Source organism: uncultured Microbulbifer sp., from assembly GCF_947504145.1.
Classification (GTDB): domain Bacteria; phylum Pseudomonadota; class Gammaproteobacteria; order Pseudomonadales; family Cellvibrionaceae; genus Microbulbifer.
The window spans coordinates 983729-997036 of the sequence record NZ_CANNGQ010000001.1 but is presented as its reverse complement, the minus strand read 5'-3'; the positions used below and the strand labels follow the sequence as shown (position 1 = coordinate 997036).

General features: G+C 52.5%; 19 protein-coding genes. 18 read left to right on the top strand and 1 reads right to left on the bottom strand.

Going from position 1 to position 13308, the window contains the following annotated elements; translation table 11 throughout:
- Positions 1-46 precede the first annotated feature (46 nt).
- The 14 genes from Q1A74_RS04510 to Q1A74_RS04445 all read left to right on the top strand — a co-directional run bounded on the left by Q1A74_RS04510 (position 47) and on the right by Q1A74_RS04445 (position 6993).
- The gene (locus Q1A74_RS04510; RefSeq protein WP_299592723.1) at positions 47-355 is read left to right on the top strand and encodes a hypothetical protein; all 309 of its coding nucleotides are present in this window, start codon (positions 47-49) and stop codon (positions 353-355) included.
- The gene (locus tag Q1A74_RS04505) at positions 352-564 is read left to right on the top strand and encodes a hypothetical protein (protein ID WP_299592721.1); all 213 of its coding nucleotides are present in this window, start codon (positions 352-354) and stop codon (positions 562-564) included. The genes Q1A74_RS04510 and Q1A74_RS04505 overlap by 4 nt, the downstream gene beginning before the upstream one ends.
- 51 nt (positions 565-615) lie before the next feature.
- Complete coding sequence (locus Q1A74_RS04500; RefSeq protein ID WP_299592719.1) at positions 616-999, top strand: hypothetical protein; 384 nt, start codon at positions 616-618, stop codon at positions 997-999.
- Positions 992-1456 carry a hypothetical protein gene (locus tag Q1A74_RS04495; RefSeq protein WP_299592717.1) on the top strand — a complete coding sequence of 155 codons (465 nt, stop codon included), beginning with the start codon at positions 992-994 and terminating at the stop codon, positions 1454-1456. Before Q1A74_RS04500 ends, Q1A74_RS04495 begins: the two co-directional genes overlap by 8 nt.
- Positions 1446-2114, top strand: coding sequence for a type IV secretory system conjugative DNA transfer family protein (locus tag Q1A74_RS04490; RefSeq protein WP_299592715.1), 669 nt, complete (start codon positions 1446-1448; stop codon positions 2112-2114). Before Q1A74_RS04495 ends, Q1A74_RS04490 begins: the two co-directional genes overlap by 11 nt.
- A 347-nt stretch (positions 2115-2461) precedes the next feature.
- Positions 2462-3325: a major capsid protein P2 gene (locus Q1A74_RS04485; RefSeq protein ID WP_299592713.1), complete on the top strand. Its 864-nt coding sequence runs from the start codon at positions 2462-2464 to the stop codon at positions 3323-3325.
- Between the two features lie 36 nt (positions 3326-3361).
- The gene (locus tag Q1A74_RS04480) at positions 3362-3664 is read left to right on the top strand and encodes a hypothetical protein (protein ID WP_299592711.1); all 303 of its coding nucleotides are present in this window, start codon (positions 3362-3364) and stop codon (positions 3662-3664) included.
- 12 nt (positions 3665-3676) lie between these two features.
- Positions 3677-3904 carry a hypothetical protein gene (locus Q1A74_RS04475; protein WP_299592709.1) on the top strand — a complete coding sequence of 76 codons (228 nt, stop codon included), beginning with the start codon at positions 3677-3679 and terminating at the stop codon, positions 3902-3904.
- Between the two features lie 3 nt (positions 3905-3907).
- Positions 3908-4393 carry a hypothetical protein gene (locus Q1A74_RS04470; RefSeq protein WP_299592707.1) on the top strand — a complete coding sequence of 162 codons (486 nt, stop codon included), beginning with the start codon at positions 3908-3910 and terminating at the stop codon, positions 4391-4393.
- Between the two features lie 2 nt (positions 4394-4395).
- The gene (locus Q1A74_RS04465) at positions 4396-5754 is read left to right on the top strand and encodes a hypothetical protein (RefSeq protein WP_299592705.1); all 1359 of its coding nucleotides are present in this window, start codon (positions 4396-4398) and stop codon (positions 5752-5754) included.
- The gene (locus Q1A74_RS04460) at positions 5755-6267 is read left to right on the top strand and encodes a hypothetical protein (RefSeq protein ID WP_299592703.1); all 513 of its coding nucleotides are present in this window, start codon (positions 5755-5757) and stop codon (positions 6265-6267) included. It abuts the gene before it with no gap.
- A complete protein-coding gene (locus Q1A74_RS04455; protein ID WP_299592701.1) occupies positions 6264-6533 on the top strand; it encodes a hypothetical protein in 270 nt (89 codons plus the stop codon). The genes Q1A74_RS04460 and Q1A74_RS04455 overlap by 4 nt, the downstream gene beginning before the upstream one ends.
- A 3-nt stretch (positions 6534-6536) precedes the next feature.
- The gene (locus tag Q1A74_RS04450; RefSeq protein ID WP_299592699.1) at positions 6537-6866 is read left to right on the top strand and encodes a hypothetical protein; all 330 of its coding nucleotides are present in this window, start codon (positions 6537-6539) and stop codon (positions 6864-6866) included.
- On the top strand, positions 6859-6993 hold the full coding sequence (locus tag Q1A74_RS04445) for a hypothetical protein (protein WP_299592697.1): 135 nt from the start codon (positions 6859-6861) through the stop codon (positions 6991-6993). Before Q1A74_RS04450 ends, Q1A74_RS04445 begins: the two co-directional genes overlap by 8 nt.
- Here Q1A74_RS04445 and Q1A74_RS04440 read toward each other — a convergent pair.
- Positions 6990-7445, bottom strand: coding sequence for a hypothetical protein (locus Q1A74_RS04440; RefSeq protein WP_299592695.1), 456 nt, complete (start codon positions 7443-7445; stop codon positions 6990-6992). The genes Q1A74_RS04445 and Q1A74_RS04440 overlap by 4 nt on opposite strands.
- Positions 7446-7994: 549 nt before the next feature.
- On the opposite strand from Q1A74_RS04440, the gene Q1A74_RS04435 reads away from it, so the two are divergent.
- From Q1A74_RS04435 to Q1A74_RS04420, 4 genes are read left to right on the top strand one after another with little or no spacing between them, the layout of a single operon-like run.
- Positions 7995-8996, top strand: a complete 1002-nt coding sequence (locus Q1A74_RS04435) for a tyrosine-type recombinase/integrase (RefSeq protein ID WP_207002448.1) — start codon at positions 7995-7997, stop codon at positions 8994-8996.
- A complete protein-coding gene (locus tag Q1A74_RS04430; protein WP_207002446.1) occupies positions 8993-10507 on the top strand; it encodes a site-specific integrase in 1515 nt (504 codons plus the stop codon). The genes Q1A74_RS04435 and Q1A74_RS04430 overlap by 4 nt, the downstream gene beginning before the upstream one ends.
- Complete coding sequence (locus Q1A74_RS04425) at positions 10504-12849, top strand: hypothetical protein (RefSeq protein WP_207002444.1); 2346 nt, start codon at positions 10504-10506, stop codon at positions 12847-12849. The genes Q1A74_RS04430 and Q1A74_RS04425 overlap by 4 nt, the downstream gene beginning before the upstream one ends.
- A complete protein-coding gene (locus Q1A74_RS04420) occupies positions 12846-13298 on the top strand; it encodes a hypothetical protein (RefSeq protein WP_207002442.1) in 453 nt (150 codons plus the stop codon). The genes Q1A74_RS04425 and Q1A74_RS04420 overlap by 4 nt, the downstream gene beginning before the upstream one ends.
- Positions 13299-13308: the final 10 nt, after the last annotated feature.

The window sequence follows — 13308 nt, the reverse complement described above, 5'->3', positions numbered from 1 at the left end:
TTGAAGCTGGAAAACTGGTTTGGTTTCCAAATTGTGGGGTGACTCTATGGATTGGGTTTTGTGGGGTGTTTTGTTTCTGTTCTGGGTGCTGGGCGTTGCCGTATCGGTGAGCGTGTCAAAAAGCTGGAAGAAACGCTTTAGGGCCGTGCAGCGGCAGTTGGGAAAGGCAGCGGATCAGAAGATCGAGATGGGCTGGAAGGTATCCGATCTTGAAATTGAGAATCACGAGTTGCGTGAAAAAATCGACAGGATCATAGCCAGGCGGGTGCGTGTTTTCGATCCGCAGGGCCGTGAGGTTAATTGCAAAGTTCCGGCAGTGAATCAGCCGGATAAAGATATCGAGGTGAGACTTTGAGTAATCAGGATCAAAAACCGGGTGATCAGCTTCGCCAGTTGGCGGCGGGGCTGGATCGAATCGAAATCCCCGCGGCGGTGAGAATGCTGCTGCCGGGTGGGCTGGACCTGCAGGGCGCCCGCGTAGTTCTTGAGCAGGCGGCTCAGCAGCTGGACCGCCTGGACGAGATAGAGGGCCGTGTGGCGGCGCTCGAGAAAAACCGGGCCTAAAGCGCCCGCAAATATTCCATAAGTTAGGCTCGCCGGGAGGCGCCCGTTTCTATGGCTAAATCAGCACATATCGGCATGATCACCTGTCCACTTTGCGGCAGTGACCAGGCCACCGTTCACCAACAGCGCTCTGGTTCAAAAAAGGGGGCGCTCTACTACCGGTGTTATTCAGAAATCGGCGGCCTGTCGATGCGCTGCGGCACCATTCAATGTCTCGGGCCAACCGGGCAAGAATTCGTAAAGGCCAGCATGCGGCCTATAGGTCAACCGGAACCCGATCCGGCACCTATAGGCCAGCCGGACCCCGCGCCAGCGGCACCGGACGCGCCTATAGATCCGCCTGAATCCGATCCCGCACCTAAAGCACCACCGACGCCAGCGAGAGCGGGTGGCGGGCTTCTGGGCTTTCTGATGGGGGACGATGACGATGAGTGATCAGCAGCAACCCCAGATGGACGCCGAGCAAGCCCGGCAGTTTTCCCATATCCCGGCAGCCGGTGGGGTGCCTGGTGCAACCGGTGGCACCTATACGCCGGAAGGGGAGCCGGTGCCGGAACCGGCGATCACCGGGCAGCAGCTGGTGGGTGCGCTATTGGCGCTGGTGTTCGGCATGCTGGCGGATCGTCGCGGGGAACACTGGCGGCTGACCGAAACCGAAACTGAGCAGCTGGCAAAAACCGGGGGCGCGCTGGCGGATCACTACATGCCGCAGGGCAACGGGCCGGGCGCGGCGTTTGCGCTGTGTATGGGCGTGGCACTGCTGCCGCGCATGATGGTGGAGCGGGCCGCGATTGCCGAGCGCAAAGAGAAAGAGCGGCAGCAGGCGGCAGCCGAGCAAGCTGCCCACGAAACTGCACCGGGCGAAGGGGAGGGTGCGCACCATGGCGATTAACCAGAACCCGGCCTATCAGGCGCGCCATATGTTTCTCTGCGGTACCACCGGCAGCGGCAAGTCCAGCTTTCTACGCCGGCTGGATCTGCTGGAGCAATTCAAGCGGGTGTTGATCTGGGACCCGGACCGCGACCATCAGGCGGTGCACTGCACCAGCCAGGCACAATTCAAGTCCACGGTAATGCGCAGCATTGCCAGCGGAAAACCGTTCCGCGTCGCCTATGAGGCCACCAACGCAACCCCGGAAGAATTTGAATTCTTCTGCGGGATCGTCTGGGCCGCGCTCGATGGCAAAGAGCCGACCGCAATCATCATTGAAGAACTGGCGGACGTGACCGACAGCGGTAAGGGCAGGGGGTACTGGGGGCAGCTCACGCGCAAGTCCCGTAAGTACGGCGGGGTGATCTTTGCGATCAGCCAGCGCCCGCAGGAAATCGACAAGTCGATCCTGAATATGGCGGCCTACAGGTGGTGCGGAGTGGTCGAGACCGAAGCGGACCGCAAATATATGTCCGGGGTGCTGTCGGTGAAGCCGGAAGACTTGGCAGCCATGCCCGCCAATAGCTCAACCCTTTGTCACTACTACCTGAAAAAGCCGGGGCCGATGGCCGCGCAGTTCGGAAAATTCAATCCCCAAAGGGGGAGAATCAGTCTTTAACGGGAGCTTGGGCCAGCTATTTTTGGCCTATAGGTCGGCGGCGTGAAAACCGCGTCCGCCGGTCTAGTTTTTTTTCAAGCTCCGTGATTTGTTGGGGGTATGGATAAGTTACTTCAACAGGTGATCGTTGCTGTTGTGGCCTCTCTGGTGGCCAGCTGGATCACTAACAACCTGCAACAAAGGGGAACAGAAAATGTTCACTAAAAGCCGTCTGATCACCGTGGGCCTGACTCTGCTGGCCATCGTAGCGATCAACAAATTTGTACCGGCTACCAAAAACCCGCTGAAATAATTCCGCGGCTTTTTCGTAATCTGTAAACACTGGACAAGTCGGGAGACTCTCCGAAATGAATCAAAGAGCACTACACCGCCGTTGGCTGCCAATGCCCGGCAACGAGGGCGGATCACCGGGCACTACCGCGCTGTGGAAACTGCCGGTCGGCAACCGTTTTCACAGTCTGAGCCTCGCCTATACCGGCGTCACTCTCGCTGAGATGACCGAGATCCGTATCAAGCTGAACGGCCTGGTAATTCAGCGTTTCAGCGGCACCGAGCGCGATCTGTTGAATCAATTCCTCGGCCTGAAAGCGGCTGGCGGCATCCTGCGTATTCCGTTCGACCGTATCGGCCTCAAAAACCGGGATCAGGAAGAACTGACCGCGATCAACACCAATGTTGCCGACGCTCAGGGCAACAAGATTTCCGCCTTCACTGTAGAGGTGGACGTGGATGCCGGTGCAACCGCGCCTGCCTTCGAGCTGGATGCCGAGCAGTCAGACTCAATTGAGTTAAACCTGGATGGCAGCAAAGCGGGTCCCGGTCTGATTCCGTATCTGATCAAGGGCAACCGCTCCCCGTCCGGTTCCGGTGAATTCGAGATTGGCGACTTCAACTACGGTCGTTCCGACTCTCTGAGCCTGAACCGCATCACCTTCCTGCCGTCCGCCAACAACATCGAGCAAGTCGAAGTAATGGCGAATAACGAGCGCATATTCAAGCGAAAAGCCGCGATCAATACCCGGATTCAGGAAGACGGCGATGCGGGCCGCGTACCGCAGTCCGGCGCCTGGGTGATCGATACCACCGAGAACGGCTACGGTGCGGCAACTATCCCGCTGGTCGGTCTGTCGGATTTCCGCTACCGCCTGTGGGTCGATGGTGCAATGACCATCACTGCGCTGCAGGAATACAACGGCGTACTGCCGCGCTAATCAGCGCGGCCTCGCCAAACCGCACGAGGGGGCCTTATGTCCTTCTGGGATAATCTCGGAAACGTCGTCTCAAAAGGAATTGACGTTTACGAGCAAAAAGAACTGGCAAAGCTGGGTGTGGCACCTGCAGTCCAGCAGCCAAACAACGGTATGACCGGCGGTGTCGGTGGTGTGCCGGATCAATCGGCGGTGGGTAATGCGCAAAGCATTGGACCGACCACCAATGGCCAGGACACCGGGCGCGTGACTATCTTCGGCGTCACGATGGATACCGGCGTTCTGCAGGTAACCGCGCTGATACTGGGGTTGCTGTGGTTTACCGGCAAGCTCAAGCCATAAGGGGGCCGTTAGATGAATCCGGCCTCTCTGCTTTCTACGGGTGGCGGCGGCTTTTCAGGCTCCTCTGGGGTTACTGATCAGTCGTCGACCACCAGCAACAGTGCCACCGGTACCAAAAACATTGGGGTTTCTGCGAACCCTAATGCCACCGGGCGCGCTGTCGAGAAAATCTTTACCAATCCGCTGTTTATTCTGGGCGCCGTCGCACTGGTGTTCCTGTTTTTGAAAAAAAGGCGGTGATCTATGGGCTTTTTTGACAGTAAGAAAACCACCAAAAATCTGACTACGGTCAACGACTACACCACCACCAATACCGACAACCGCTATGCGGAACTGGATCTGGCGGAGGGGGCGGTAGGGGTTACCGGTGATGTGGCCGGCAACCTGTCGATTACCGCAACCGATATGGGAGCCATTGCCGCAGGGCAAGAATTATCTATGGCGGCGCTCGACTACGGGGCCGACTCGTTAGAGTTGGGCTATGGACTCGCCGGGCAGACCATTGATTTTTCACAGGATGCGCTCGCCGCAACGGTAGGGCAGCTGAGTGAAAACCAGCAGGATTTCTACCAGATGACGACGCAAGCGCTGGATTCCAGCCTGGGCGCGTTCAATGCCGCCAATACCAGCGAGGCGGGGCAGACCAGTCAACAGATGATGAAATACTTTGCAATCGTGGCGGCACTCTGGCTGCTGTCACCAGTGCTGCAGAAAATGATTAAGGGCTAAAAATGTCGCAATCTTCCCACGGTGAAGCGCCCGTATACCTCGGGCCCAAAGCAGGTAAACCGGTGCAAAAGCCGGGGGATTTTATTTTTCTGCGCGAGGCCGCGTTCCCGGTTCGGGTCATCGTAAACGGTGATCCGGTCACCATGGAAGCCGGCGAAAAGCGCCGATTTGACCGCAGTCTGGGCAACCCGAATATACCCGCCTTCGATACCTTCGAGATCGAAAACACTGCTAATTTTGCGCAGCGCGTCGTGTTCGTGGTCGGCACCGGTGACTATGAAAAAATCATTGTTTCCGGGGAAATGAGTGTTTCTGCGTTTGTGAAAACGGCGACCATGGGCGAGGCGTTATCGTTACCCATGAAGCTGGAAAGGGAAGTGGGTATAGAGTCGCTAGCGGAACAGACTTTTACCACCGGAACCGTAGTTTGGGATGGCGGCGACAACGATATCCCCGGTGAGGGTGCGTGTGTGTGGTGGGATGGTAAATTCCATACCTTTGATGAGGATGGGATGCGGAGAGCCTTTAGCCCGACTTCCGCGGCGGGCGTGTACGACTCAGAAACTACGTGGTTTGAGCCGTCTGGCGATTTGCTGGGCGGTACCATTACCCCGGATGGTTGGGTATATATGCGGGGGCTGAACAATCTATACCGGATGCATATTTCGGAATCACAGCCGACGGAAATTGCGGTGCCCGGTGACAACTTTCTGGGTTGGCAGGGCGGTATTAGTGGTGGTATGCACTACTATCAGGGTCGCATTTATACGCTGAACCGTTTTGAAGATATTACAAGTTGCGACCTTGAGGGCGGGGACTGGAGAGTTGAGACGAACGCGTCGGTTAGTGGTGAGCTGACCGGTTTTGGTGATTTGCTTTGGAACGGCGCTAATCAGGTATTTAAAATTTCCCCGAGCGGTGTGGTTGAGCGTCGCGCCGACCTTGACCGGATTGTTGTGACACAGGGCGTATTTTCCGGGGATGGCCTTTATCAGGCAAAAATACAGAGTGGGTATGGATACCGGGTGTGCGAGGCGTCAACTGTTACCACTTATGGGCAATTGTATGTGCAGCCGGTGGGCGAGGCGGCGCGGCGTAAAGTGATCACGCTGTTTGAAAAGCCCTTGACCTATCCCTACGCCGGAGAAACGGCGGTGGTGCGTGATTGGATCGAGGATATTTTGGGCGGTGCTGGGTATCTCGATTTTTTAACGAAATACCGATACGACGCCGGGCCGTATGAAAAAGAAATCGGCGCGGGCACGGAAAGTTTTGCGTTGCGGGGATTGTCTGTCGATCCTTTCCCGGTGCTGGATGGCGCAACGGTTTCGATTGAATTGCTGCCGGAGTTCTTTGGTTAAGTGAAAACGCTCGCCTACACCGTCGCCGCGCTGGCCGGTCTGGCTGTATTGGGAATAGGGGGCCGCACCGTGACGCGACCAACACTGCAGTATTTCAAGCCGTCAGAGTTCGGCATCTGGTATCCGCTCATGGCGGCGGATCTGCTGACCAGACTGGATCTGTTCCGCGAGCGCTGGGGCGCACCGGTAATTATTTCCCCGGCGCAGGGCGGTATTGGCCGGCACGGCGGGGAAGGGGATACCAGTCAACACAACATCGACCGATGGGGCGAAGTCCGTGCGATCGACATTTTCCCCACGGTCGGCGGCAACTACATCACCACCACTGATCAACTAAAGCGCGCAGCGCACATTGCCCGTGAAGTCGGATTTACCGGCGTAGGTGTCTATACCGATACCAAGCCCGGCCACATGGTGCACGTTGACGTGCGCCCGGACCGAAACAGCGGTGATCCCGCGACCTGGTCTCGTGTGGCCGGCAACTACTACGCGCTGGGGGCCGCCTTCGTATGAAGTTCAAAATGGATGGCCTCATGATGTTGGTACTGCTGGTGCTGGCCGGTGCTTTCATCCTCTGGCGCAACCGCAATGCCTTCAACCCGCTCAGTGAAGACAATCTTGCGCACCAGGGCGCTGAGGCGCTGGTGGGTGAGGACCGGCTCGATAATTTCTTCAATCACTGGTTTGCCGGGTCGGAACTCGCCATCGAGTGGTTTACACCGTTTGGCGACGGCGACACGACCTACGCGGAATCCGTGTGGTTCGGGACGGGGGAGTAGGCTATGGGTATGCTCACCGCCATCGTTCCTGCATTGGTCAACCTGATCAGCGGTTTTATGGAAAACCGTCAGAAGATCGGCGAGGCAAAGACCGCGGCGAAAATCGAATTGCAGAAGGCCGGCGCTACCGGCTGGACCGGGCGCCTGATCGTGATTTTCTGGTTTTATCCGGCTGTCGCCTGTTACGTGCCGTGGCTGCGTGAAGATGCCGCCATGGGCTTTAAATTGTTTGCGGCCGCACCGGAATGGTATCTGGCCATTGTCGGCGCCATCACCGTGACGCTACTGGGTATTGATAAGGTTCAAGGAATAAGGAGTCTGAGCCGTGGGTGAACTGTTACAAATTCTGCAAGCGGGCGGCGATATCGGAACCCTGATGCTCGTTGCCTTCATGGTCGATTTTCGCCGCCGCGTGATCAGTCTGGAAGAATGGCGCAAAGCCACCGCGGCAGCGGTTTAGCAGCCGTATTCCCGGTGTCGGGTTGGCGCCGGGCGCACCAGATCCGGTAACCCGTTTTCCATCTGCTGTTCTACCGCCTGCAGTTTTTCCAGTGCTTCCCGGTCGCGCTTGCGCAATTGCTGGCGCGGGCTTTCTTCGATTTCCTTCACCCGCTGGCCGAGCCGCGCCAGATCCCGTAGCAGCAGCTGCAGGCAGTCGATGTGCCAGGCGTACTGCTGAACCTGCCCATACGCCAGCGTATATTCCGTATCGGTCACCAGGCGCTCACCGTGAAAACGGATACCGGGCCAGCTCTCCGGCACAATGCGGCCATTGCAGTGCAGATCCCAAAGCATGCGCTCCGGGTCCGGCATACAGGCGGGGTTCTGCAGGTACCGGCGCGCAGTGCGCTCACTGACGCCCATAAAGTTCGCCATTTCCATCACATCGCGAATTGTTGGTTTCTTATACATTTTTCGAGTCCTTAATCTGATATTGGAATCAGTACGGCGCCGGACTGAACCCCCAAAGTGCCCGAAAATGTGACGGGCGTCACAGTTTGTAAGTGTCTGTAATCAAAAAAAGTCACTTTTTTTTAGATTGTTTAGGCATATAGGACGCCGGGGCTACACACCGGGCCTTGACAGTTAAATCATCCCGCCTTGACTTCGCATAATATAGATTATGTTAAGTGAATGCCGTTTTAGAAGTGTTGCATTCTAATTGTTCAGCACCTGAATATCTCCTAGTAGATATATAATCTAACACTTGCCAACGCCTGGTCTTGGTCTCTAGCATCACCGCCTATGGCATGCATTAAACTTCGAACGTCCTATATTCCTAAGTCGACCAAAGGTTGGCTACTGGTCGATGAGCTAGGCCTACCTAGATTCTGGGCAACTGTGTGGGCTGATGTCTTGAAAGCTCAAATAGGTTCCACAACGCGAGGCCATTATCTTTATGCCGTGGAAAAGTTCTATCAGGTAACTGATCGACTCTACGGATCAGGAGCTCTGGATCGAATGCTCTCTGAACTAGATATGCCCGCGCTCGAATCGGCGCTGAGTAGTTTTCTAGCTAGCCTCAGAAATGACGGACACCTACGTGAGATCAATAACAACCGTACATGGGATTCAGCGAAATCATTCGTACGCGATATTATGCGCCACCTCAGTGCTTCATCTGCGAACGATTATGAAAAAATCCATAGCCGGTTAATAAGACTTGATCGCTTGTATTCCTTGGTGACACCTACGCGACCAAAACCCCCAGCTCCTATTCGAGCATTACCTGTAGCGGTAGTAGAGGAAGTCTATGAAATTTTCTCCCCGACATCCTCACGGAACCCATTTCGAAATGAAGCGCTGAAGTGGCGGAATTTCCTGATTTTTCTCCTGATGCTGCACCTTGGCCTGCGACGTGGTGAGATTGCTATTCTGCCAGCGGACGCTATCAAGTCTGATTTTGATGTCGACACTGGAGGCGAAAAATACTGGTTGAACATTGCCGAAAACCCCTATGATGATGAGGATAGTCGCTTCAATGCCCCTAGCCTGAAGACCGCCCACTCCCGGCGCCAGTTACCACTTAGTGAGGAAATCGTTTTAGTTTCGGACATTTTTCTGGCCAACTACCGCCGTGGTACAACACATGGTTATTTGTTTGGCTCACAACAAGATAAACCACTCTCCCTTCGATCAATTCACCGTGTATTTGAAGTGGTTACTAAAAACTTGTCACCTTCAGCGAAGAATGCATTGGCAGCACGAAGTTTGTCAGGCGTTTGCGCACACGACCTTCGACATACGTGCGCAGTAAACCGATTAGGTCGATATATTTTACTTGGCGACGATCTTGATGTCGCAATCGAAAAGCTTCGGGTGTTTTTTGGATGGTCACCCGCTTCATCAATGCCACGACATTACGCTCGAGCATATTTTGAGTCGAATTCTGCAGATATGTGGGACGAAAACTACGACCGTCTGCTTGCGACTCTCAGATCGATTTCAGGGAAAGAGCTGTGATCCATTCGACATCAGAATTTACTGATAAAATTGCAGTCATTGCGACTGAATTGGGACGGTTGCCCAGTTCATTTCGATATTACGATGATTTTTATGAACAATTCCATTCGATCCAAGGCCCCGAGTATTCTGATCGCTGGGAAATTCAGTTTGATGGCGAGAAAGTTCGCCTTGAATTCAAAGATCTTACTTATGATCTGAAGTCCATATTTAAGCACGTTGCAGTAGATGTTTTTTCGAGATTAGACCCTTCTGGGGCAACATCCGTATGCAATGGGGTTTTGAAAAATTCCGAACATTTCCTTAAGGCGTTAATATTACGTCCGGAAGAATTTCGTGATCTTTGGATTAATGAGGTGCAACCATCTCAGACGTGGGGTTACGCGCTCAGCCTTCGAACAATGATTCATTCGCTTTGCAATTTGTCCGCCGGATTCTGGCGGCCAGAAATGCGGCCTTATGTCACACAATTAAAATCACCCGCCCGCGACATCTATAAAAACGTGCGATCGGGCGAGTGTTTTCTGCCCCTGGATCATCAGTCATTGCTGATAGATTATTTAGATGAGCTTACTGACTCCGTCGGAACGGCGCCAGCGAGTCAAAAAACTAGGCAGCTTCGAGACGCTTGTATATTGATCATTGCTCATCAATATGGGTGTAGGCCGGGGCAAATCGCGCGCATTAAGACAACTGATGTCCGCTTATATGAAAATGGCACGGTACATTTGTCAATACCTCTACTCAAACAAAGGGGCAGTGAGGCACAACGTAGGGTAACCCGGCGAGTGAAATACGAATGGTGCCCAATTTTTATCGAGTACACTGCTCGGCGCCTTCAAAACAAAGCTGGGAGCACTAAGTCGACAGACAAATATTTCGATCTCCCTCCGAAGAGACTGTCGGTAACACTAAGAGATCTTGCTGAAAAAATTACCGGTACACGCTGGAGTCCTACTGATTTACGGCACACTTCAGCACAGCGCTTGGCGGACGCCGGAATATCTCACATTGCGCTATCTGAGTTCATGGGGCACGCTACCACACTGTCAGCCAACGTCTACTTTGATACCTCGCCAACACAAGCAGAGCGAGTTAATCAGGCTCTTGCTATATCTAGTGTCTATTCCGCTGTTGCAGAAGTAGCTAGAACTCGAACTATTGATAAAAATAGCCTCCTGCGCCGCCCTCCAGACGAGCAAATAGGTGGGATCCCTCATGGTGTCCCTATTTCTGGTATCGGGAGTTGCTCTATTGGACAGTCAATGTGCTCGAAAAACCCTGTTATGAGTTGTTATACATGCAGGAAATTCCTGCCATTATCGGACGCGACCGTGCATGAGTCGGTAGTAGATAGTTTGCGGCCGGTTGTCAAAGAGTTCGCTAACTCGTCTCGCTTCAATGAAGAAAGCCCTGCCTATACCCAATTAAGACGGATGTTTGAGGCGGCATTGCAAATTGCGCAAGAGATAAGATCAAGTAACATTACGATTCTTGGTAACCTGGAATGAACAATTTCTATCGAAAATTCGTTAATAAAGGAAAGTCTCTAGCAAAATCTAAAGATCTTCGCTGGGATTTATCATTCGATCTTGAGGGGAGAGTACCGAAATCCGAGCGATGGGATTTGGCCGATATTTGCGGGTTAGCAACGCCACCTTACTTCTGGCTTTCGACATTAGGGAATGATGCAAAGGCTTTAAAAATCTTTAATTTCCTTTGCGGGGTGGGGGGTGAATCATCAATTTCACCAGGACCGATGTCAGACCATTGGCGCGATTTTTACCAAGCTGCCTTGCTTAACGAGCTCCTCATCAAGCGGAACAAACCAAACCATGCACTAGTAAATATCGGAAGATCGTTAAGAATAATAGCTACCTGCGCTGGGAGCGAAGCACCCTGGGAACTTACTCCTAAAACGGTACAAAGTGCATATAACGTCGCGCTTTTACTTGGGTCGTCGGGTAAAGTCGCCGCTAATATCATCATGGTTATTCGAACGTTGATTGATAGTTTACACATTTCTAACCGATCGCCTTTAGAGAAGTTTTGTACTGCATACGAAGGCCAAGAAGACTCCGCTATTAATGTTTCAGAACTAAAGCAAGGTAACAATAATTACAGAAACACCAGCAAGGTTAGATTCGAACTTTCTGAACGAAAAGGCTCAGCTAAACTTCCAGAAGAGAAAGCATTTTGGGAGTTGGTTCGTATTGTTTTTACTGAAAAACCCAATACGTTTGTGGATTCGATTCGGTTTTTGCAAATAAAACTTGCCATCATCAGTGGATTTCGGGTTGGCGAGAATGTATTGCTTCCTGTTGACTGGTGTCGTTGGGTCGAACATTTAACGGGGGATCGTGAAGTCCTGGCCGAAAAAGGAGGTATTGCTCGCTCTCTATACATTAGGCATTTTGCGGAGAAACAAGCTGTCGATGTAAATGTGATGGGAGTAACTCTTTTCGAAAGTATTCAAAATGTGCCTCTTATATTCGAAGACGTAGTACTAGAAACTTTGAGTGAAGCGGAAAGACTCACTAAACCCCTACGAGAAAAATTGCGATTGCAGGTTGCAACTGGACGGCTACTGCCAGAGCTCCTACCTGACGCACTGGCTCCCGCATGGGATATATATAGCCGATTATCCGGTGCCCTCTCGATATCCAACTCATCACTACCCCAGAACTTAGTCAGCAAATACAAAGAAACATTTGACCCGTCTTACCTAGATAAAATACGCGAGTATCAGATCCGTGAAATTTCTATAAGCGGTGTATCTAAAAATTGCGCGAAATACTTTAATCGCCTCCCAGTTACGATCCGGAGGGAAAGCGGTGAGCCGTTCACTGGGAATATCGACTGGAAGAACGCGTTTATTCATGTGAGTGATGCCGAATCTCTAATAAGATCCAGTATGCCTACGAAACTACCTGAAACGAAAAGTTTTTTAATAAATGAAGGTGGCCGGCTGAGCCCTGAAGCACTAATGTTTTTGATGCCTATTCGTGCCATTGTCGAAGAGCGATCTGGAGGGATACTGGACGTGAATAGGTATTTTTCTGTCGGGCGCGCCTCTACCGCAGACCTGCATTTGCAACTAGGAGCACAAGCGAACAACATTTTTTCCCGCTATGGCCATTCCGACGAAGATCGATCTCTCAGGCTGAACACGCATTCACTCCGTCACCTCCAAAATGCGGAGCTCTTCCGACTCGGCGTGGCTGACACAATTATTACCAAGCGATTTAATCGGCGAAGCGTCGCCCAAAGCTACATATATGATCATCGTAGCTTGGCGGAAGATCTTGCGCACATCGACCTACCTAAAGGCGCCGACTCTATGGCTCCTAGAGCTCAAGAAACCCTACAGATGATTATGGCAAAAAGAATTCGCGGCCCGATCGTAGATGAGTTTCTCAAGATTCAGGAAGAAATGGGAGATGACGAGGCTTTTAAGTATCTCTCTGCCGAGGCCGACGGCCTACATGCAACCCCTTTTGGATTTTGTGTAAATAGCTTTACCATTGACCCTTGCCCCAAGCATCTTGAATGCTACGATTGCCGCCATCTGACCCGTTCGGGCATACCAGAAGAACAACAGCGGCTAGAAAAATTGAAGCAGCGTATGGTTGACGTAGTAAATGTCATTGAGGCCAAACCAATAGCCCACAGAAATATTGGGTGGCAAAACCAGTTAAAGCACGCCCAGTCCCGACTGGAAAGCCTTGAGAAAATTATTGAAACAGCTCCGCTGGAGCATCCTTTCCCAGACGGCAAAGACCTATACAGCGCCGTAGAGAATAAGTACGGTACCAGCGTAATTGATGCTCCCAAGACCAGGAGGCCTGAGTGAAGATTCAGAAGATTCAAGCGCTTGAAGCGATCCTCCAACGCATGCTTAACGACAACATTCGAATTACCGCCCGCTCGGTAGCTCGAGATAAAGACAGTCCTTTCAAACACGCTAGCGATATTACCCGTCAGCCCGATCGTAAGGCAGTATTCGATCGATACTGCGCACGCCAAGCTGAACTTAAGGCACTTATTGAAAAAACCGACAAGCAGTCTCGTTCTAACCTACAGGCGCGAGTGGCTCATTTAACACAAGAAATTGAGGCACTAAAATCAGAGCGTGACTTACTCATTGCATCCCATAAAGCCATGCTTCTTGCAGTTGGTGAAATAGGAGGTTTGGCAGCATGGCGTAAGTTCTTCCCAGCATGGGAAAATACCAGGCTTCAACTAGCAGAAATGCAAGCACTGCCGGGGGTGGAGAATGGCAACCACGATTCCCTGGAATAAATCACAATAA

Excerpts from the sequence above, each read along its gene's own strand:
- Q1A74_RS04425 (WP_207002444.1), top strand. The coding sequence starts at position 10,504 with ATGAACAATTTCTATCGAAAATTCGTTAATAAAGGAAAGTCTCTAGCA.
- Q1A74_RS04455 (WP_299592701.1), top strand. The coding sequence starts at position 6,264 with ATGAAGTTCAAAATGGATGGCCTCATGATGTTGGTACTGCTGGTGCTG.
- Q1A74_RS04500 (WP_299592719.1), top strand. The coding sequence starts at position 616 with ATGGCTAAATCAGCACATATCGGCATGATCACCTGTCCACTTTGCGGC.
- Q1A74_RS04475 (WP_299592709.1), top strand. The coding sequence starts at position 3,677 with ATGAATCCGGCCTCTCTGCTTTCTACGGGTGGCGGCGGCTTTTCAGGC.
- Q1A74_RS04465 (WP_299592705.1), top strand. The coding sequence starts at position 4,396 with ATGTCGCAATCTTCCCACGGTGAAGCGCCCGTATACCTCGGGCCCAAA.
- Q1A74_RS04470 (WP_299592707.1), top strand. The coding sequence starts at position 3,908 with ATGGGCTTTTTTGACAGTAAGAAAACCACCAAAAATCTGACTACGGTC.
- Q1A74_RS04450 (WP_299592699.1), top strand. The coding sequence starts at position 6,537 with ATGGGTATGCTCACCGCCATCGTTCCTGCATTGGTCAACCTGATCAGC.
- Q1A74_RS04495 (WP_299592717.1), top strand. The coding sequence starts at position 992 with ATGAGTGATCAGCAGCAACCCCAGATGGACGCCGAGCAAGCCCGGCAG.
- Q1A74_RS04440 (WP_299592695.1), bottom strand. The coding sequence starts at position 7,445 with ATGTATAAGAAACCAACAATTCGCGATGTGATGGAAATGGCGAACTTT.
- Q1A74_RS04435 (WP_207002448.1), top strand. The coding sequence starts at position 7,995 with ATGCTCTCTGAACTAGATATGCCCGCGCTCGAATCGGCGCTGAGTAGT.
- Q1A74_RS04510 (WP_299592723.1), top strand. The coding sequence starts at position 47 with ATGGATTGGGTTTTGTGGGGTGTTTTGTTTCTGTTCTGGGTGCTGGGC.
- Q1A74_RS04480 (WP_299592711.1), top strand. The coding sequence starts at position 3,362 with ATGTCCTTCTGGGATAATCTCGGAAACGTCGTCTCAAAAGGAATTGAC.
- Q1A74_RS04490 (WP_299592715.1), top strand. The coding sequence starts at position 1,446 with ATGGCGATTAACCAGAACCCGGCCTATCAGGCGCGCCATATGTTTCTC.
- Q1A74_RS04485 (WP_299592713.1), top strand. The coding sequence starts at position 2,462 with ATGAATCAAAGAGCACTACACCGCCGTTGGCTGCCAATGCCCGGCAAC.